Genomic DNA, 23,362 nt, shown 5'->3' on the forward strand with positions numbered 1-23,362 from the left:
AAGTAGGAAAATGATGTTAATACAATGCCTTAATGAAACTATTTTGAGAGAACCAGAAAAAGGGATTTATTATTTAGAAAATGGTAAATATAAGTTTGAAACCTATGAACATTTACGAACTAATGCTCTTAACTATTTAGGTGCACTGCAAGAATTAGGAATTGAAGAAGGACAGGAAGTTGTTTTTCAGACTACACATAATAATAAATTCTTATATTTGTTGTGGGCCTGTTTCTTAGGGGGATATATTGCCATACCAACTGGGTTTGATTCCATAGAATATATTCAAGGAACAAATAAAGTTATTAGTAAGTTAAAAAAGCCAGTCCTTATAACAGAGTTAGAGAAGCAGTGTGAAAATATAGTATTGAAAGATAAATTTTCTTTATCTTCACTTGATACTAAAAAAATAACAGGTAGGGTAACCCAAAATAATTCAAAAGATAGAATTGTTATGGTTCAATTTTCTTCAGGTTCAACTGGGGAACCAAAAGGGGTTATTTATACTGATAATACATTATCTACTAATATGTTTTCTATTTTAAAATCAACCGAATGGAAAACTGAAGAGAGGATTCTAACTTGGTTAACATTAACTCATAATATGGGACTTGCTTCAGGACATTTGGCTCCTTTAATAAAGGGAATGAATCAATATTTAATGCCGACACGTGAATTTATTGTACATCCAATAAATTGGCTATATCAAATTGATAAATACAAAATTAATATTGTTTCTTGTCCTAATTTTGCCTCAAAATTATTGATAAAAACATTAAATACAACCAAAATTAATGACGTAGATTTATCTAGTATTAATATGATTATTAATGGTTCAGAACCAATAGATTATGGATTATGTGAGGAACTTACTAAGCATTTGTCTAAATATAAGTTGAGGGAAAATTGTATTTACCCAGTGTATGGATTAGCAGAAAATACAGTAGCAGCTTGTTTGCCTAAAGCTCAATCACCATTAAAAACAATAACAATAGGACATGAAGGGGTGACAGTCGGGGAACCTGCTATTATAAGAAAAGAGTCAGAAGGTTATAGAGTTGTTTCTGTAGGAAAAGCCATATCGGAAACAGACATCCGAATTGTTGATAATGATAATAAAATTCTTCCCGAAGGATATTATGGAAATATTGAGTTAAATGGATTGAGTGTTACACCAGGTTATTACAATAATGAGAAAGAGTCAGAAAAAATATTTAGTGATGATGGGTGGTTAAAAACAGGAGATCAAGGTTTAATTTTTGATAATGAATTATATATATTTGGTAGGGAAAAAGAAATTATCATTATATATGGACATAATTATTATCCAAATGATATAGAACAAACTATTGTTCAAAAAATTCCAGAGTTATCAGGAAGAGTTGTAATTATTGGTGTCAACAATTCTAATTCAAATGAAGAAGTTTTTTGTTTTATTGAAAAAAGGCAAAGTGAAAATATTTTTGATTTATACAAATATGGTAAAAAAATAAAGAAAATTGTAAATAAATTTAAGAAATTACAAATTAATGAGGTATATCCAATTTCTGTAATTCCTAAGACACGAAGTCAGAAATTGAAAAGAGTTGAGTTAAGACAAAGAATACAAGGTGGCGAGTTCCTTGAATATAATGAGTTGTTCGAATTATTAAATCTTTTCGAAGAACAAACGATAGAAAATACAATAGAAAATTTTATTATTTTATTTACAGAATACCAACTTGGCCTGAAAAATATTGAACTAAATACAAATTTTTTTGAACTCGGGTTCTCCTCAATTACTATTATGAAATTTGTTGAAATGATTAATCTTGCATTTGATACTGAAATTAGTGAAACTGATATTTTCTTTTATGAAACTCCTAAATTGTTAGCAGAGTATATTGAAGAGCAAATAAGACTATTGAGTTAATTTAGTCTAATAGAATGGAGCAGATTATGAGATTAGTAGCATTATTTTCTGGTCAAGGAGTCAAAAAATTAGATTTTTCTTCTTTTTTTTTAAGTGAAAAGAACTTAAAAGAAATAATTGACAAAGGGAGTTCTGTTTTAGGAATAAATTTGAGAACAGAGATTATTTCCGAAGAACCAAAAACTATTTTGAATGATCCCTATCTTTCTCAAATTGCAGTTTTTTTATATAGTTTATTGGAGTTTAAAGATTTTGAAAGAAGAAAAGATATTGATCCAATTTATTTTGCAGGACAAAGTCTTGGTGAACTAACAGCTTTAGTATGTTCTAGAAAAGTTGATGTTGAAACAGGTTTTTATTTAGTAAAAAATCGGGCAAAATTTATGCAAGAGTGTATTGCTAAAGATGAAGGGAGTATGTATTCTCTCAAAAATGTGCCTATCAGTCGAATTGAAAGGTATATAAAAGAAATTAAATTAGAACAAAATATTTTTATTTCTAATATTAATTCGAGTAAACAAGTAATTGTTTCAGGAGAAAAACATTGTGTTGAGGAATTTATCTCTTATTTAGCATCTAAGAATGTTTATTATATGAAATTGAATACATTAGGAGCTTTTCATACAAAATTGATGGCTCCTGCTGCCAAAAAACTATTTAATCTATTGGGAGAGATTAATTTTGTACATAATGATAAAGTGTTATTCTCTAATGTTACAGGTTCGATATATGATAAAAGTAATTATAGAGAATTGCTTTCTCGCCAAATCTGCGAACCAGTTCAATGGCAAAAGATTATTGAAAATCTTCAATCTTATGGTCTCTCTAACTTTATTGAAATTGGAGGAAATCGGATTATAGCTAATTTATTAAAAGAATCAAGAATGAGTTTTAATAAATTAATTCCAGAAAATATTGATCCGAATGATCGGTTACAAGCATCGAGAGAAGTCATTTTATCATTTTGTCATTTTGGTATTAATCAAATGGTTATTAATAAAAATAGTAACCATTTATATGATCAAGAAATTATTAAAATTTACAAATATTTAGAACAAGCAAAAGAAAAGTTTTCAATTGAAGAGGAGATAGCTTTTTTAATTGAACTAGATGAAATTTATAATGAAGTCAAAAAAGCTTTAGTTTTAAAAGAAGTTAGTAATACCCAATTAGAACGATTTGATGAATGCTATTATACTTTTAAAAATGAAATTAATCACTATTTGAGGTAACAAAAATGTCAGAAACAATGAAAGAAGATATTGCTATTATAGGAATGTCAATAAAAGTTGCACAAGCAGAAAACTTGGAAGAATTCTGGGATCTATTGAAAGAAGGAAAAGAAACTATATCTTCTTTCCCACAACAAAGAAGTAAAGATGTACATATATTGGAGAATAATAATATGAAATTTGAAGTGGGTTCTTATTTAGAAGATATTGCTTCTTTTGATCCTTATTTTTTTAATATAACTCCTAGAGAAGCAGAATTGATGAGCCCTATTCAAAGATTAACTTTGGAAAAATGTCTAGAAGCTCTAGATGATGCGGGTATTAGCAAAAAGACTTTAAATGATTCTAAAACAGGAATTTATCTCGGCCATATTGGAGATTTAGAGGGCTATAAATATAAAAACTGGGTTAACAAATTTTATAATAACGATCCAATGGCCATTCCAGGAAATTTGAATTCAATTATTCCTAGTCGAATATCGTATGTCCTCAATTTAAAAGGTCCAGCTGTTTTAATTGATACAGCATGTTCTTCTTCACTCGTAGCGATTAGTGAAGCGTGTAAGAGCATCACCAATAAAGAATGCGATATGGCTATTGCTGGGGGAATTCGCATCTCTTTTTGTCCAGAAACAAGTTCAGAAAAATTAGGAATAGAATCTAGCAATAGGCAGACTAGGCCATTTGATTCTGAAGCAGATGGTACAGTCCTTGGTGAAGGAGTAGGAATTGTCGTTTTAAAACGATTGGCAGATGCAATAAAAGATGAAGATCACATCTATTCGGTAATAAAAGGAGTAAATGTAAACCAAGACGGCTCATCTGCAGGAATTACTGCACCAAATGGTAAAGCACAGGTGGATTTACTGACAGAATTATGGAAAAAGTATGATATTAACCCACAAGATATTGATTATATTGAAGCACATGGAACAGGAACAAAGCTTGGAGATCCTATCGAAATAAAAGCATTAACTCAAGCAGTATCTAAATTTACACGTAGGAAACAATTTTGTGGTATTGGATCAGTAAAATCAAATATTGGTCATTTATTTGAAGCCGCAGGTGTTATTTCAGTAATTAAAACAGCCTTAATGATTGAGAAACAGCATTTAGTTCCTTCAATTAACTTTTCAAGACCAAATAGAAATATTTCGTTTGTCAATAGCCCATTTTATTTAGTAAATGAATTTCAAAAGTGGGATGTAGAAAAAAATAAATTGAGAACAGCTGGGGTTAGCTCTTTTGGTTTTTCAGGTACGAATTGTCATATTATTCTACAAGAATTTTATCCTCCAGAAAATTTTTCCGATACTTCCAATACACATCAATCTGAACTGTGTTTTTGTTTTTCTAATCCAACAAAAAAGGGTTTAATTGCTTCATTAGAAGCGATGCACCAATTTTTACTCTTAAATAAAAAGATTAATTTAGAAAAATTATCGTTAAATCTTCTGTATAGAAAAAGTCATTATAAGAATCGGTTGGTAATCATTTCAGAAAATAAAGTGGAAAAACTTATTGAGAAAATTAATTTTACAATTAATAATTTGATTACTAAAAATAATGATACTTTTGTAAAAGATGAAAAAATATTTTTTTCATCAGAAGTTGGAAATAAAGCTTTAGAAGAAAAAGTGTTGACAGATTTGGAAAATTTGGCCACTAACTTTTGTAAAGGAATAGAGTTTGAAAAAAGAGTTCCAAAGTTAGTTCCAATGCCTTCAATCAAATTTTCAAAAAGCAAATTTTGGATTAACGCTGAAAACCGAAAAAATATGAGTCTTATTGTTGATGAAAAAGACAGTCGAAAAACATTAGAGATTATCATACAAAATACTTTTGGATATACAGATGTTAATTATCATGAAAGTTTTTTAGATCTAGGAATTGATTCTATTGGAATGATGAAAATCATTAATGAAGTTTCGGAATACTTTTCAAAACAATTAACTATAAGAGATCTTTATAAGTATAATACTATAAATGATTTGTCGGAATTTTTAAACTCTTCTAATGAATCCTCGAAGTTAAATAAAGAAAGTATTTCTAAGATTAAAAAAAATGATTTAAATGAATACACTACTTCCCCTCAACAAAAAAGAATGTACATTCACCAAATAAGATATCCAGAAAGTACTTCTAATAATGTGACTGCTCTATTGGAAATGAAAGGTAATATTCAGAGGGAAAATCTTGAAGAATCCATAAGAAAAGTTTTACAGAATCATGAAATTTTTCAAACAGTCTTCATGAATCACAATGAAATTAAGCAAAAAATTTTACCAAAAGAATCAGTAAATTTTTCATTAGAAACGATTTATTTAAATGATCCTAAGACAGAAGTTACCAATTTAATTGAGCCTTTTAAGTTATCTGATTTGCCTTTATTTCGAATTTATCACTTAGTATCTCTCTTGGATGCCTCAGAATATTTATTTATTGATTTTCATCATATTATTTGTGATGTTACTTCAATGGATATTTTTGTTAGAGAATTAATTACTGCTTATGAAGGAGGAGAAGCAGACCATTTCGATACAGAATATAAAGACTATGCACAGTGGTTAGATGATCATTTATTAAATACCATTTCTTATAAAAATCAAGAAAATTATTGGAAAAAAGAATTTATTGATTATACCTCCTATAATAATAGAGAAAGAATAAGTGAACGAGCTCAACAAAGGGAGGTAATCTTTGAAGCAGAGAAATATCAAAAAATCAAGACATTTTGCCAGAAAAATAGAATAACAGAGCATGTATTTTTGAATACAATGTTTGCATTGACATTGTATTATCTGGAGGAGCAAAATGATCAAATAATTGGGAATCCGGTCAGTGGTCGAGTGTCAACAAGTGTTGATCATGTTATTGGAATTTTTACCAATACTATTGCAACACGAACAAGAATTACAAAAGAAGATTCAATTATTCACTTACTGAAGCATACTCAAAGCAAAATGCTTGATTATTTAGATAATCAGGATTATCAGATTAATGATTTTGTTTCAGAAGTAAGAGATAAAAATGGAAACAGAATAAATATCAGTAAAATTTTTGCATTTCAAATTTTACCTAAAATAGTAATTTCTGATGGTGAGTTTATAGATATACCAATAAAAAATATAGAATCGAATTTTGAACTTGCTTTAGTTGCCTCACTAATTGGTGAGCAATTAGCTTTTAGAATAAAATATTTAATTTCTATTTATGATGAAAGCGATATTACTTTGCTATTTGAAACTTTTAATTCATTTATCGATGAGTCAATAAAAAATCCTGAATTGAAAATTTATCAATTGAAAGAAAAGTTTCAAAAGCAAGAAACAAAAGAAATAGCACAATTTGATTTTTAATATTACTAGTGGTTATATTGATGATTTAAAAGAAAGGGATTAAAAATGGAAATTTTATTTGAGCAAAATGAAACGAGAAATATTGAAAAAATAACAAAAAAAGATCCTTTATTGACGCAGATTCTTTTTTCATCGCTCATAAAAATGATAACTTTTAAAAGATATGGAGAAATAGGATTTGATACGGGTATTGTAATGGACAGTCAGAAGCTGGTACTTTTAGAGTCGGAAAACATGGATCCACAACAAACCCTTAAACAAATTATTTTGGAAGAAAGGGAGATTATACTAAAGAATAATCAATCATTTCTTAGGAAAAATGTTACAAATGATATTTTTCAAAGGTATATCATTGATTTTAGAAAAAAGAAAGCTAGTTCTATTAATGATGAACATAGCAAGAATAATGTATATTTAAATTTTTATTATCAATTAGACATGCTGAATTGTAGTATAACTAATTCAGAAAATGAAGAGAATGGTCTTTCTGAAATGTTTCATTTGATAAAAACAGTTATATCTGAACTCCCTCAAAATATTAATCAGAAGATTAAGGATATTGCTTTAATCACAAATGAAGAAAAAGAAAGTATTTTAAAGATATCAAGGGGCAAAGAATTATCAATTGAAGCTCCAACCTTTTTAAAGTTATTTCAAAAAGTTACTGATAGATTAAAAAACAAAGTAGCTATTTCGTCAGATGATTGGTATTTAACTTATGAACAACTTAATCAGGAATCAGAGAAACTTTCTCTTTATTTAAGTAAACTCTTTGAGCCAAAAAGTATTGTTCCCTTGGTGATGGATAATAGTTCAGAAATGTTTATTGTTATTTTTGCCATATTGAAAAGTGGTTTTGCTTTCTCACCCATTTCTTTAGATTATCCTCCAGAAAGAATAGAGCATATTATAAAAGAAACTCATTTAAATAGTGTTATTGTTCCAGAAGAAGCTAATCTTCAAATTTCTAAGGAAATAAAACAATATGTAGCTAAAGATTTGTTAAATAAAGCTCCAGTTGAAGTAGATCAATTTTCAAATGCTGTAAATGTAAGAGGAGACGACATTGCTTATGTTATTTTTACATCAGGGACAACAGGAACACCTAAAGGAGTAAAAGTTTCTCATCAATCATTGATGAATCTCATTACTTGGCATAATGATAATTTCTCAATAACTTCTGAAACTATAGCTGCTAAATACGCTGGTGTGGCTTTTGATGCAAGTATTTGGGAATTATTTCCTTATTTATCAATTGGAGCAAAAGTTTATGTTGTTTCAGAAAAAGATCGTTTTGATGTTAAAAAATTAAATCAAAAATTTATTGAAAATAAGGTTAGTATTGCTTTTTTACCCACAGTAGTCTTTGAAAAATTTAGCAAGGTGCAAAATCCATATTTGAAAATTCTTTTAACCGGTGCAGAAAAGCTACACTATTTTTCAGAACAAGCTTACGAACAATATAATAATTACGGTCCAACAGAGTATACTGTTGTAGCCACATCTTTCAAGTTAGAAAAACACATGGATAATATACCAATTGGTAAACCTATCGCCAATACAACTGCTTTAGTAATGTCAAATGATCGTCACTTTCTCCCCATTGGTTTTAAAGGTGAACTATATTTGGGAGGAGATAGTTTATCTTCTGGTTATTTAAATGATTCTAAAAAGACAAAAAATAGTTTTATTGAATTAGAACAAATTATGGGACAAGTTTTTTACAAAACAGGAGACTTAGTTGCATATACTGATAGTGGTGAGTTACTTTATTATGGAAGAATTGATAATCAAATTAAAATTAATGGATATAGAATAGAACTTCAGGATATCGAAAAAAATATATTAGAAATAATAGGACAGGATTCAGATTGTTCTGTTGTTGTTATTCCAGTCTCTATTAATGGCTTAATATCTCTTCATGCATTTTATGAAGGAGTTACGGGATTTGACTCTAATCCTAATCAAGTCTTAAAACAACTTACAAATAAATTACCTTCATATATGGTTCCTAGTACTATTGAGTCTTTGTCACAATTTCCTTTAACTTCTAACGGAAAGGTTGATCGAAAATATTTGGAAAAAATAGTACTAAATAAATCGACATCTGTTAAAGAAATTAATAATGATAATCCTTTATTAGTTAAAGTAATGAAAATTATTACTGAGATTTTAAAAGGTAGACAAATTAATCCTGATGAAGATTTTTTCCAAATGGGTGGAAATTCTTTAACTGCTATTGAATTAGCCAATAAATTACAAGAAGAACTAAATAAAAAAGTAACAATTGATGATATATTTAAATTTAGAAATGCTATTAACCTTGTTGATAATTTAACAAATAGGGAAAACTTAAAACCGCTAGAAACTAGTATCCAATCTTCGGAGGAGATTTCTTATGAATCAAGTCCAAGTCAAAAAGCAATTTTTATTGAACAAAAGATTGATGAGAAGTCTTTGGCATATAATATGCCAATTGTTTACAAAATTAATGGAGAAATAGATTTTGAAAAATTGGAATCTAGTTTGGACAAAGTAGTAAAAAATAATGAATTATTAAGATCTCACTTTTATTTAAAAGATGAGCGTGTTATGGTAAAAACCCCTAAGGTAAAAGATTATTATCATGTTATGGAAAGGAAAGAGCTTAGTGAAAAATCTTTTGATTTAACAAAGGAATTTAAAAAATTTGTACGCCCATTTAATCTTGAAAAAGATGTTCTTATCAGAGCGAAAATAATAAAAACTTCGTCTCAAAAATATCTCTTTTTAGATAGCCATCATATTTCTTTTGATGGGGGAAGCTTGAATCCCTTTATTAATGATTTTAAAAAGGCATATGCAGGAGTAGAACTTGAAAGAAAAGCTTCGTATAGTCAATATGCTTTACAAACACTATCTCCTCATTTCTTAAAAGCAAGTCATTCACATTTTGAAAAGGAATTTGGAACACTTGTGGAGCCACTAAAATTATCTGATTTTGGAACTATTGATCATCAAAAAAAGGCTGGTGTGAGTTTCGATAGTGAATTTTCTTATAAGATAAGAAATATCGCTTTGAAAAATAAGGTAACAGTATTTAATCTGTTGTTTTCAATTGTTGGATATTTACTCAGTTGTTTTTCAAATCAAAAAGATATTTGTATAGGTGTTCCAGTAACAAATAGAAATAGAAGTCAGTATAAAAATATTATTGGTATGTTTGTTAATACTCTACCTGTTAGATTGAATTATGAAAATTTACATACAGTTGAGGAAATGAATAAATATGTAAATAATCAATTTATCGAAGCTTTAAAATATAAAGAATTTTCTTTAGAAGAAATTATTAAAATTAGTAGAGACAAAACAGAAAATGATATTAGCCAATTATTTAATGTACTATTTGTAATGAATGAAATTGAAGATTTTAATTTTTCTATTGATAATACAACTTTCGAGAAAATGTCTGCTGATAATAAAGATGTGAAATACGATTTGTTATTTGAAGTTTTAGATAATACAAAGGATAATACTTTTTCAATTTCTTTAGAATATGATAATAAAAAATATTCGAACCAATTAGCAAATAGACTATTACAAAGTTTGCAAAAGATTTTGATGGAAGTAGTTGACAAGCAAAAAAATAATTTATCGGATATTAAAATTATTTCTGAAATAGAGGAACAGACACTACAATCATTTCTAACGTGGAAGCAATTTACAGGAAAACAGCAAAAACTCCATGAACCCTTTGAAAATTTAGTCAAGCAATTTCCTAATAAGATTGTTGTTAAAGATAAAAATACTTCAATGACTACAACCGAACTTATGCAGAAATCAAATATTGTTGGTAATTTTTTACAAAGACAAGGAGTGAATAACAATAAAAAAGTTGCTATTATTGTTAATAAATCAGTAAATATGATGGTAACTATACTAGGTGTTCTAAAATCTGGTGCAGCTTATGTTCCTATTGAACCGTCTTTACCAGAGGAGAGAGTGAAATACATTTTAGATGACTCCTGTTGTGACTTCATTATTAGTGAGGAACCATTTTATAATGGAAAGATTAATTCTGAAACAATATCAAATATTCTAAATGAAGAACCAGATATTTCTAAAGTTGAATCAGACAGTACCTATAAAGATCTGTGTTATATCATCTATACCTCTGGTTCGACAGGAGATCCTAAAGGAGTTATGCTAACCCATGAAGCTGTTATGAATCGATTGCTATGGATGCAAAATGCTTATCCAATTACAAAGAATGATATAATTTTGCAAAAAACTTCATTTGGTTTTGATGTATCTATTTGGGAATTATTTGGCTGGACTTTTGAAGGTGCAGTATTATATTTTTTAGAAAATGGAGAGGAAAAAGATCCTCAAAGGATTATTGAGTTAATAAATAGCCAAAATATTTCAAAACTTCATTTTGTTCCATCAATGTTAAATGTATTTCTTGAATTTTGTGAGAGAGAAAACAAAGATTCTTTAAAAAGTCTTAGCATAGTTTTTTCGAGTGGAGAAGCACTGACAAAAGAACAAGTAATCAAGTTTTATAGTATTTTTGACAACGACAAGCCTCAATTAATTAATTTATATGGCCCAACTGAAACAGCAATTGAAGTAACTTATTTTGATTGTAGTAATCTTGATTATAAATCTGAAGATGTTCCAATTGGAGAACCTTTGGATAATGTTGAAGCTTATGTTCTTAATGATAAAAAACAAAAATGTCCTATCGGTGTTGTTGGGGAACTGTATATAGGAGGAATACAGGTAGCTCAAGGATATATTAACAAAGAAGATGCTACAAAGAAATCTTTTGTGAGACTACCGAAAATTTCAAATTCAAGATTATATGCTACAGGTGATTTAGTAAAATGGACTTCAGAAGGGAAGTTAATATTCATTGGTCGTTCTGATGATCAAGTTAAAATTCGAGGTTATCGAATTGAATTGGGTGAAATTGAAAAATATTTGAAGAAAGTAAGCTAAAAGAACTGCTTGGTAAGCCTTCAAAATAAACTTTCAAAAAATAATAAGAGCCTCATTGCTTATATTGAAAGTTCAACAACTATTGATGAAAGCAAGATCAAAGAAGAACTTAAGACTTTATTACCTCAATATATGGTTCCAAGTCACATTTATATTGTCCCAGAATTTCCTATAAATAAAAGTGGTAAAGTGGATAGGAAGTTACTTGATAGTATGTATTCGTCAAAACATATTGCTCCTAAGGAAGGTCTTATTAAATCAAGTAATTTAACAGAAGATATTAAATCTGTTTGGAGTAATATATTAGATTATTCCATTGATTCTTTTTCAGAAGATGATAATTTTTTCTCTCTTGGAGGAGACTCTATTAAAGCTATTAGTATGGCTTCGAAACTCATTTCCAAAGGGTATAAAGTTTCAGTTAAAGAAATTTTGAAAAATCCAACGATAGCTCAACTTACAAAAATAGTAGTTAAGTCTAATCAAATCGAAGAAGATTCGGAACTTGATAATAGTGTCCCATTAACTCCGATTAGTCAATGGTTTTGGAAACAAAATTTTCAAGTGCGAACTCATTGGAATCAAGCTGTAGTACTTGTGAGTAAAGATAAAATAAATGATGAATTTTTAAGAATAGCTATAGAAAAAATCATTGATGAGCATACTATATTAAGGAGTCAACTTGACAATAATTCGTTATCAATTGACAATCAAAAAGACGCTCAACGATTTTATGATTATCAAGAAATTGATATTTGTGGATGGGATGATAAAGCAAAGATCATTAATAGCTATGTATATAATATTTTATCTAAATCTTCAAAGTTAATAAATATTGTTAAATTCATTTGTGATGATTGTGAAAGAATCGTGCTTTCAATTCATCATCTTTTGATAGATACAATTTCGTGGAAAATACTTATAGAAGATTTTTGTAGTTATTATGGACAACTTAGAAATGGACAGTCATTAAATTCAAGTTTTAAAACAACTTCATTTATTACTTGGGCTAATAGAATAAACACGTTATCTGTTAAGTTTTCTGAAAGTAATATGGAAAAGAAGTATTGGGATAATATTGTGCAAACGCCTGTCGATTTAATTAATCAAGATGGTGTTATTAATCCAGGAAGTATCAAGGATAGAAAACATTCTAGAATAAAATTGGAAAAAGAAATCAGCTCTCAACTATCAGATATATCAGTATCAAATTCCCATGTTACCCAGGAGCATATTCTTTTGACAAGTGTTTTAATGGCTTTAAAGAAAAGTTATTCTATTTCAAATATTCCTATTTTAATGGAAGGATATGGTCGTGAAGAGTACCTTACTCAAACCACTTTAGCGAGAAGTATAGGATGGTTTACTAATACTTATCCGCTTGTTTTTAAAGTCAAGGATGATGTTTTACAAACATTAATTCAAGTTAAAGATATCATTAATAGGGTGCCTCATAATGGTATTGGCTATGGATTACTCCATTTGGTAAATAGTAATTTACAAGATTTAGATCCTGAAATTAGTTTTAACTTTTTGGGAGAAATAAGTAGTGAATCAAGTACACAATTCATGACTTTGGACAATATTGAGTTAGATTGTTTAATAAATAAGTCAAATAGTAATCCATATCTTATTGAATTTTCAGTATTTTTCTTAAAGGGAGAACTATTCGTAGATGTTTATTTTGACAGCACGTTAATTAGTCAAGAAGATGTGGAAATAATGAATCAGAATTTTGTGCAAACAATAAATGAGCTGATAAATTGTTCAGAAGATATATCAACAATGCGAAGTATTTCTGATGTTACAAATGAAACATTTAAATATGAAAGTAACAATTTACCTATTGTTAATGATAAAAATATTGATAAAATTAGAAAAACATTACCAATGCAAAGTAATATTTTGTTTCTTGAACAATTTCAAAAAAATAGAAATATTTATCATGAACAATTTAAAGTAGACTTTAAAGGTAGACTGAATAAAAAAATTTTTGATAAAGCTGTGCAATTTGTAGTAGATCAGTACGAAGCTCTAAGGACTAGTTTCGATTTAACTACATTTGGTGAGCCTGCTCAAATTATTAAACAAAATAATACAATTAGTATAGACGCTTATACATTTGAAAGTCCAAGACAGGATAGTGAAGCTGCTGTTAAGAAATTAGAAAATGAATTCTTAGATATCCCATTTGATACTCAGGAATCAGATCTGTTTAGAATTACTATTTTAGAATTTAAAGACCAAGAAGTCAGTTTAATTTTTGACTATCACCATATAATTTTGGACGGTTGGTCAATGTTGATTGTTTTACGTAAAATATTCACCTGTTATACTAAGCTTTTGAAGGATGCAACCTATATAAATGAAGAAGAAAACATAAATATAGATGATTACTTTGATTATAAAGATTTATTTGAAACTGAATCAGCTAAAAGATATTGGAAAAATTTCTTAGAAAACATTGGTGAGAATTTAAATTTAGAAAATTACTTTGATAGAAATCTTGAGGGAAAAACGATTGAACATAATATTGGTGAATATAGATTCTCAATATCAAAACAACAAGATAAACAAATCAGACAATTTTGTGAAAATTTAAACTGTACTACAAATGATTTTGCTCATTTAATTTGGTCAACCATATTGTATAAATATTTAAAGAGTCAATCACAAGTATTTTTCTATACTGTTTCAGGTCGAGATGGAGATATTAATATTGAAAATGAAGTTGGACTTTTTATAAATACTATTCCTCAAGTGACTAATATCAATGATGATAGTAGTATATCAAGTATAGTCGAAAGTATTCATTTAAATATTTCTAATGCATTTGGCTATTCACAATTGCCTCTAAGTGAGATTTTACAACAATCACAAGTTTCTCATGATCAGATTAATACACTTTTGGTTTATGAAAATTTTCCTATCCATAAAGATGATTTTATAGCAGAATTGTCAGATTCTCAATTGGAATTTCAAACTTATAAAGCAACTGAGGCTACAACGTATGACTTGACTCTTATCTTTTCTGAGGAAGAAGAGAAGATTTCTATTCGTATACTCTATAATCCTCATAAATATAGTAATCAGTATATTTCGATTCTAGGAAAAAATATCCAAGGAATTATTGATGATTTAGTCACTAAAAATTATTTCCGTGAGATTACTCTTCCAGATAATACTTTCAATGAGGCTTTACAGTCGGTAGAAGATAAACTAGACTTTAATTTTTAAAAGAAGAGAGGATATAAAATGAATACCCCAAATCATTTGATAACAGATGTTTCGACTGATTTAGTGAAAATTTTAAGAGATATATATGGAGAAAATGTAGAAACTGTAACATGTAAATCTATTAATTTGGATGAAGACTTAATGCAGGAAATAAAAAATATGACTAAAGGAAGCAAACCTGCTGAGGCTGTTCTATTCTTTACAATACTGCAATTATTAACTTGGAAATTTTCTAGTAAAACAAATTTCACGCTACCTTTTCCGTATAAAGTATTTGATTTTAATTCGGACGACATCTTATTGTACATCAATTGTCAAATTGAGGAAGAAAAGACAATGAAAGAATTTCTTAATGAGACAAAATATAGAATTTTGGAGGCTTATAAGAAATCCCTGTCAGTAAAATCTGTAGTTCAAAATGAATTAGATTTACCAATTAGTTTTGATCTTCAAGAAGAGAGTATGTTGAAAAGAGATCAAGTTTCTTTACACTTAGAAGAGTTATATTTTATCTATAATTCTCAAAGTGAGGGAACTGTCCAAATCTACTTTTCTCCACAATCTTATTCAGAACGCTTAATAGAATCTTTGCTAAATACTATTAAAAGTATTTATAATACAATAGTTCAAAATGTAGAAATAAAGATTCAAGATATATTAATAGAAACTGTTCAGAATAAGGTATTGGAGGTTGTTGAAACTAGCTCTCTATATACATTATTAAATCAACAATTTATAGAAAACAAAGAGAAAATTGGATTAGTAGATTCAGATAAACAACTTACATATCATGATATTGAGAAAGTTAGTAGTAATCTTGCAGATATGCTTATTTCAAAAGGTGTTAAAGAAGGGGATAGAGTTGCAGTATATGCTACTCGATCAGTTGATGCTGTCATTATGATTTTAGGAATATATATAGCAGGTGCAACCTATATTCCTTTAGATATCGAAGCTCCAACAAAAAGAAACCAACAAATACTAGAGGATGCTCGACCTTCAATTATTATAACAGATGAGAAAAACCACTTGTTTGGTGAAGAAAGTTCATTGAAACACATGATTTATTCACAAAAGAATTTTGAAAAAATTGAATTTGAATTGCCTAAAAAGAGACGACGAGATGTGAACTCACTTCTTTATGTCATTTATACTTCTGGAACAACAGGAAAACCTAAGGGTGTTCTGTTTAGAGATAAAGCTATGGAAAATTTGGTTAATTTTCAACAGCAAAAATGTCAGTATTCTCTTTCTAAAACAGTCTCACAATTTGCCTCGTTAGCTTTTGATGTGGCATCACAAGAAATTTGGTCAACATTGTGTTCAGGTGGATGTCTAGTTATTGTTAATGAAGAAAGCAAAAAAGATACGCTAAAATTTTTGGAGTTTTTTAACAGAAATAAGATCCAGACTAGTTTTTTACCTACTTCTTTTTTTAAAGTTCTAATGTCTGATACAATCGGCTTGCAAGAATTTTTGTCAAACGTTGATAATATCATTGTTGCTGGTGAGGCTCTAACTGTAAATGAAGAAATAATTACTAATATTAAACAGAATAATGTACATCTATATAATCACTATGGGCCATCTGAAACACATGTTGTCTCAATTGATGAAGTTACAAATGTAGATGTTACAATAGGAAAACCTATCCAAAATACCCAATTTCATATTTTAGATGAAAAAGAAAACGAGTTACCTTTTGGAGCGCCTGGAAATTTATATATCGAAGGAGTACCTTTAGCTGATGGTTATTTAAATAATGAAGAAAAGACAACTGAGTCTTTTAAGTTAATTTATAAAAGTGGAGTTCCTATTCGAATGTATAATACAGGAGATGTCGTTAGACAGTTGGGAAATTCAAAATATGAATATCTTAGACGAACAGATAAACAGTTAAAAATTAGGGGGTATAGAGTAGAATTACAGGAAGTGGAAAATACTATCTTAAATATTGACGGAGTTGATTTAGCTCAAGTAATTCCATTTTTACAAAATAAAAATACCATAATGCTAGCATTTTATAGTGGTTCACTTTCAGAGAATGACTTAAAGGAAAAACTATCAAAAATTTTACCAAATTATATGATTCCTTCCATCGTGAAAAAATATACTCAGATGCCTCTTAACAGAAATGGAAAAATAGATAGTCAAGAATTACTTCTACGATATCAAGACTCTTTGCGAAATACAACAATTTCTAGCCCTACCTTTTCCGATAAAATGATGGAAAAAATTTATAATGTTTGGAAAGCAGTTTTAGGAGAGCACAATATAGGAACTGACATTTCATTTTTTGAATTAGGTGGGAATTCCATTAATGCAATGCTTATTTGTACTCAGCTAAGTAGGGAATTTTCTATATCATTAAATGTTTTAGAATTATTTGAAAATGATACGATTGAAAAATTATATCAATATATAAATGATTCTGTTTCTAAACAGGAAAAATTAGCGTCTATCCCTCATCTTGAAGAATCTCAAGTTTATAGACTGTCTCCTGAACAAGAACGAATGTATTTTTTGCAACAGTTTGACTTAAAATCAACTTTGTATAATATTCCTTTTATTTTTAAAATTAAAGGCTTTTTGGATAGTAATAAATTGGCAATTGCTTTTCATAAATTAGTATCAACTAATGATATTTTCCGAACAACTTATCATGTTGTTGGAAATGAAGTTGTTCAAACTGTGAATAAAACAGCAAATTATAACATTGCTCTAGAAGATTTATCAGATTTAGGTAGCTTAGAAGAGGCTGAGAAGAGTTTCATACGTCCTTTTGATTTATCTAAAGATTTGTTGATAAGAATGGGTTTATATTCTGAACAAAACTCCCAATATTTATTTATTGATATGCATCATATTAGTTCAGATGGGTTCTCAATGAATTTAATTATGAATAAATTGAGTAACTTTTATTTAGGAGAAGATGATAAACAGGTATCAAGGATCACTTATGGGGATTATGCTGAATATACTAAAACAGATGAATTTGAAAAAATTTTGCAGGAACAGGAAGAATATTGGCGAAAAGAATTTGCCAATTATAGTCATTCTAATCAATTACCACACTCTCAACAAAGCTATTCAGGTGATATACAAGAATTTTCTTTTGAAGAGGGAGATTTGTTAAGAATTGATGAATTTGCTAAAAGACTTAATATAACTCGGTATGTCTTTCTTTTTTCCGTTTTCGCAAAGTTAATAAATACACTTGAATTTCCTGTTGATATAATTGGGACACCTGTTTCAGGAAGAAATTTATCAGAGTTGCAAAATGTTGTGGGTTTATTTGTGAATACGGTTCCAATTAGAATTCCGAAAGAAGATGATTTCAATAGCTACTTAATGGAGTTTAATAATAAAATTAAAATGGCTCTTCTTAATCAAAACTATCCTTTTGATAGATTGATTCGAATACTTCGAAGTTCTGGTCAGCTAAATTCAAGTGGTTTATTTAATTTTATGTTTGCCTATCAGATTTATGAATCTCCATTAAAACTTGGAGATATTGAACTAGTAGAACAAAAGAAAAATATATTAATTGAAAAATATGACTTAACAGCCAATGTGGTAGATTTTGGAAATAATATAAAAATTCAAATCAGTTTTAATACCGATAAGTACAGCCATGAGGACATCAAACAGTTGTTACAAAAATATGTTGAGTTTATAAATAACATTTTAGATGGGGAGGGGATATGATGGAGCAGCAAAAGAAATTTAAAAATAATCAATTTGATTATGATAATTATCTCACTATAATTAATGAGTTCGAAAAACAGGTAGAACGATTTCCAGATAAGATTGCAATTATTCATAATGATACAAGAATAACTTATAAGGAGCTTAATATACTAGCAAATAAAGTTGGAAATATTTTAATTTCTTCTGGGGTTGATAATGGTGATAAAGTCGCAATTGACATGAAACGAGGAATTTCTTATATTGCTGCAATTTTGGGAATTTTAAAAATAGGAGCTATCTATGTCCCACTAGATTTTGATTTTCCTCAATCAAGAAAAGAATATATCCTGAACGATTGCCGGTCGAAAATTATTATCACAGAATCAGATATTGAATATAAAAATTATAAAAAAGTAAATTGGAACCAAATTATAGAAGGATCTTCCTCAAAGGATTTAGTAACAGATCATTATGTCAAAGAAAGTTTAGATGAAATTGTTTATATTATGTATACTTCTGGGACTACGGGTTTTCCTAAGGGAGTGCAGGTTGGCGGAAGAGGAATTATTCGTTTGATAAAGGACAATAAAAGCTTAACAATGAAAAATACAGAAGTTATGCTACATGGTTCTTCTTTAGCATTTGATGCGTCAACATTAGAAATATATGCAGCTCTTTTAAATGGTGCATGCCTATCTATCATTGATAAGGAGGATTTAATTGATAGTCAAACATTAAAAGAAAAGTTGAAAAATGATCATGTCAATCGAGCCTTTTTTACAACCCCTTTATTTAATTCATTGTGTGAGCAAGATCCAAGTGTATTCAATGAGCTTGAACAAGTAATTATAGGTGGAGATAGAGCATCTAATAAACACCTAAAAATAGTAATGAAGAATAGCAAGAAAACTCAATTTTATAATGGATACGGACCAACAGAAAACACTGTTTTTACGACCATGCATAATATTCAATACTCAGAGTTAGAAGGTGATATTCCGATCGGTAAAGCAATTAATGATACTGGAATTCTTATCGTTAATGAAAATTTTGAAGAAGTAAAAAAAGGGGAAGTTGGAGAATTAGTTGTAACAGGTGGAGGTCTTGCTATTGGTTATCTAAATCAAAAAGATGCTTCTCAAGGTTCCTTTATTTCTCTTCCAAATCTAGGGATCAAACGTGCTTATAAAACAGGAGATTATGTTAGAGAAAATAATGATGGGGATCTCATTTTTATTGGCCGCAGAGATAGTCAAATTAAGTATCGAGGTTTTCGAATAGAACTTAGAGAAATTGAAAGTATTGCAAAAAAGATTGATCATATTAGAGAAGCTATTTGTCTCCTAATTGGTGAAAAATCTAATTCTAAATTAGTTCTTTTTGCTGAGTCTAATTCTTCTGTGTCAGAAGCTTCTATTATTGAAACACTTCATGTTGAGCTTCCAGAATATATGGTGCCCAATGATCTTATTTTGCTAGATAATATGCCATTAAAACTTAATGGGAAAGTTGATTCTGACAAGCTTAAACAAATCTATTTGGAAAAAATACAAAGTCAGGTTGAAAAACCTAGCGAAAGTAACACAGAGAGATTTTTCATAGAAATTTTGGAAGATGTGTTAAAAAAGCCAAACCTTAATTTAGAGATGAATTTTTTTGAAATTGGTGGACATTCTTTAAATGCAACAATTATATCAACAAGACTATCAGAAGCATTTCATAAAAAAATTTCTGTCAGAGATGTTATGTTAAATCCAAATTTGAAAGATTTGTTTCATTTGACTAAGGTGACAGAAGATGACGCTGGCTCTAATTTAGAAGTGCTATCAAAAGCTGATAATTATGATTGTTCTCCTACTCAGTCTAGACTTTTTCTGTTAAACAAGAGCCGAAGTGACACATCTTATAATATTCCATATTTCATTAAGGTAAGTAGCAATATTGATATGGAACAACTAAAAAAGGCTATTTGGAAAGAACTAAAAGAAAATGAAATTTTAAGAACAATTTATACATTTAACAATTCCAAAATTGTCCAAAAAGTTCTTCCGTTTGAGAAAAAACTACTTAATATTTCTGTAGAATATGAACCAATAATTGATTTTGAGTATTTGCAAAAGTATTTGATTCAACCATTTGATTTGGAAAAATCGATTCCCTTTAGGGCTTCTATCATAAAATCCAATAGTGATATCATCCTTTTTCTAGACATTCATCATATTGCCATAGATGGTTTTTCATTAAATCAACTCTTAAAAAATATTGAAAAAAACTATTTTGAAATTAAATTTACGCGTCCTAAATTTACTTATAAAGATTACTCTAATTGGATAAATAAACAGATTAGTAATGGTAAGTATATGCAAAAGAAGCAGTATTGGCAAGAACAGCTTAAAGGTTATCAGGAGAATATATTTTTAGGAATTGAAAAAACTATAAAACCCAATTCTAAACGAACGATTTACTATAATAGAGAAATATCTTCACAATTATATGAACAATTGAGAGATTATATAGTTACAAATAATATTAGTCTAAATATACTTTTTATGACTGCACTTTACATTCTTATAGCTAAATATTCCTCAATTAATGATATAGTTATTGGTTCCCCTGTTTCAGGAAAAGTATTAGCGGATTTGGAAGAAATGATTGGTTCTTTTATTAATAGCTTACCAATTAGATATAAAGTAGATCCATCAAAAACTATCTTGGAAACGATTGAGGATGTAAAAAAGCAAGTGATGGATGCATTAGAAAATCAAGAATATCCGATTGATTCGATAGTTAGTGATAAGAACAAAGAAAATACGGAAATTGCTTCTTTGTTTGATATTATGTTTGTTATGCAGACCAATTTCAAGCAAGGTGAACAAGAAAAATCAAATCAGATATTTTTAGACTATCAAGAGATTCCGATTGATTCTAAAATGAATTTAATTGTTGAAGGAATTGATTTTGGAAATACGGTAAAGTTTCAAATAACTTACCCTGTTGAACTGTATGATGATGACAGTATTATTCAGCTTATGGATTCATTTTTACAAGTTATTGAGTCAATTATTCAAAATGATAGAAGGTATGTAAAGGAAATAGAAATTATTTCTCAAGATCAAAAAGATTTTATTGATTTAAATTATAATAAAACAGCTAAGGATTTTAAATTTGATAATCAGTGTTTGAAACAATTGATCGAAAGAAATGTAGCGAAGATGCCTAATAAAATTGCTATTGCCTGTGATGAAGAAAATATTAGTTTTGAACAATTAAATATGAGATCTAATTTTATGGCCAATAAATTAAAAGATTTAGGCTTACAAGTGGGCGATGTAGTTGGTGTCATGAAAGATAGAAATATTGAGGCAATAATCATTATACTAGCTTTAATTAAACTAGGAGTAACATATGTTCCCTTGGATTCGGGAACGCCAATTGAAAGAGTTAAAAAGATTTTTGTTAAATCTGGAATGAAATTTGTAATAACTGATTTGGTACCTTTGCAGAAAGATATACTAATTATTGATACTAATGCTCCAGACTTTCAAGGTTTGTCTAAACAAAATCCAAAAACAGAGATCAATTTAGATCAGATGCTATATATCATATTTACTTCGGGAAGTACTGGTGAGCCCAAAGGAGTAGCTATTTCAAATAAACAGTGTATTAATACTATTTTGGATATTAATCATAAGTTTACACTATCTCCAAAAGATAATATTCTATTGATTTCATCTTTTGCATTTGATCTTTCAGTGTATGACATATTTGGTGCATTAGTTTCTGGGGCAACTTTAACTATTGCTAGTCAAAATAAAGACACAAATTATTTGAAAAAAGTCGTTCAAAATAACCCGATTACAGTTTGGAATTCCGTACCAGCGTATATGGAATTAATTTGTAATGTATTAGCAGACCAGAAGCCAATATTAAGTATTAGAAATATTATTCTGAGTGGTGATTGGATACCATTAGAATTGCCTTTGAAAATAAAAAAAATCTTTCCTAATGCTAATCTTTTTAGTGCAGGAGGTGCTACTGAAGGATCAATATGGTCAATTTATTACCCAATTGTTAAAGTTGAACCAGAATGGAAATCAATACCTTATGGAATGCCTTTGGCTAATCAACAGATGTATATTCTGAATAATATGGGAAATGAACTTCCTATTGGAGTTATGGGAAATATATATATTGGAGGAGTAGGAGTTGCAATGGGCTACATTAATGATATTGAGAAAACTAATGATAGTTTCATTAATCATCCTAAATTAGGCAGAATTTATAAGACAGGTGATTTGGGACGCTTAACTTCCCAAGGATACATGGAATTTTGTGGAAGAAAAGATATTCAAGTAAAAGTTAACGGAAATAGAATAGAGTTAGGAGAAATTCAAGCAATTCTTCAATCTTTTGAGACCATTCAAAATGCGATAGTAACTGTAGGACAGAATGATTATCAAAAACAATTGCTGGCATATTATAAATCTGATAATGAAATTGAAAAAGATGTACTGAATCAGTTTATGAAACAATATTTACCAAATTATATGATTCCTAGCCATTATATTTATATGTCAGAGTTCCCATTAACTTCAAATGGTAAAATTGATAAAAAACAATTACCGGATCCTAAAAAAATAGAATCTATTAAAGAGGTAAAAGATGTAAAACCTAAAAATCAGTTAGAAGAGACCGTTTTGACAATTTGGGAGAATGTATTGGAACATCAAGTTCTTTCTGTAACAGACAGTTTCTTCTCAGAAGGAGGCAATTCATTAATGGCCACGGTCATTATAGGTCAGATAAAGGATCAATGTAATGTTGATTTATCTCTAGAGGAATTCTATGAAAATGACTCAATAGAGGCTTTAGGAAATTTAATAATAGATAAGTTACTTTTTTAAAAGTACTAACTATCATTAAAACCTTTGAATGAAGAAAGGGATTAT

5 protein-coding genes and 1 pseudogene are annotated in these 23,362 nt (G+C 28.7%); all 6 read left to right on the top strand.

Going from position 1 to position 23,362, the window contains the following annotated elements; all coding sequences use genetic code 11:
• Nucleotides 1–10: 10 nt before the first annotated feature.
• The 6 genes and pseudogenes from mubE (at nucleotide 11) to mubC (ending at nucleotide 23,317) form a co-directional block, all read left to right on the top strand.
• On the top strand, nucleotides 11–1,912 hold the full coding sequence (mubE, locus tag FNL60_RS04150) for a mutanobactin A non-ribosomal peptide synthetase MubE (RefSeq protein WP_002267526.1): 1,902 nt from the start codon (nucleotides 11–13) through the stop codon (nucleotides 1,910–1,912).
• A gap of 14 nt (nucleotides 1,913–1,926) precedes the next feature.
• On the top strand, nucleotides 1,927–3,144 hold the full coding sequence (gene mubG, locus FNL60_RS04155) for a mutanobactin A biosynthesis transacylase MubG (RefSeq protein WP_011074617.1): 1,218 nt from the start codon (nucleotides 1,927–1,929) through the stop codon (nucleotides 3,142–3,144).
• Nucleotides 3,145–3,149: 5 nt separating this feature from the next.
• The gene (gene mubH / locus FNL60_RS04160; RefSeq protein ID WP_002267528.1) at nucleotides 3,150–6,503 is read left to right on the top strand and encodes a mutanobactin A polyketide synthase MubH; all 3,354 of its coding nucleotides are present in this window, start codon (nucleotides 3,150–3,152) and stop codon (nucleotides 6,501–6,503) included.
• Nucleotides 6,504–6,548: 45 nt separating this feature from the next.
• A pseudogene (mubA, locus tag FNL60_RS04165) lies at nucleotides 6,549–14,723 on the top strand (mutanobactin A non-ribosomal peptide synthetase MubA).
• Nucleotides 14,724–14,741: 18 nt separating this feature from the next.
• Nucleotides 14,742–18,431, top strand: a complete 3,690-nt coding sequence (gene mubB / locus FNL60_RS04170) for a mutanobactin A non-ribosomal peptide synthetase MubB (protein WP_002311967.1) — start codon at nucleotides 14,742–14,744, stop codon at nucleotides 18,429–18,431.
• The gene (mubC, locus tag FNL60_RS04175) at nucleotides 18,431–23,317 is read left to right on the top strand and encodes a mutanobactin A non-ribosomal peptide synthetase MubC (protein ID WP_002267531.1); all 4,887 of its coding nucleotides are present in this window, start codon (nucleotides 18,431–18,433) and stop codon (nucleotides 23,315–23,317) included. Before mubB ends, mubC begins: the two co-directional genes overlap by 1 nt.
• The last annotated feature ends 45 nt before the right edge of the window (nucleotides 23,318–23,362 follow it).

Origin of the sequence: Streptococcus mutans, from assembly GCF_006739205.1 — a bacterium.
GTDB classification, from domain to species: Bacteria; Bacillota; Bacilli; order Lactobacillales; family Streptococcaceae; genus Streptococcus; species Streptococcus mutans.

Excerpts from the sequence above, each read along its gene's own strand:
- mubC (WP_002267531.1), top strand. The coding sequence starts at position 18,431 with ATGGAGCAGCAAAAGAAATTTAAAAATAATCAATTTGATTATGATAAT.
- mubE (WP_002267526.1), top strand. The coding sequence starts at position 11 with ATGATGTTAATACAATGCCTTAATGAAACTATTTTGAGAGAACCAGAA.
- mubG (WP_011074617.1), top strand. The coding sequence starts at position 1,927 with ATGGAGCAGATTATGAGATTAGTAGCATTATTTTCTGGTCAAGGAGTC.
- mubH (WP_002267528.1), top strand. The coding sequence starts at position 3,150 with ATGTCAGAAACAATGAAAGAAGATATTGCTATTATAGGAATGTCAATA.
- mubB (WP_002311967.1), top strand. The coding sequence starts at position 14,742 with ATGAATACCCCAAATCATTTGATAACAGATGTTTCGACTGATTTAGTG.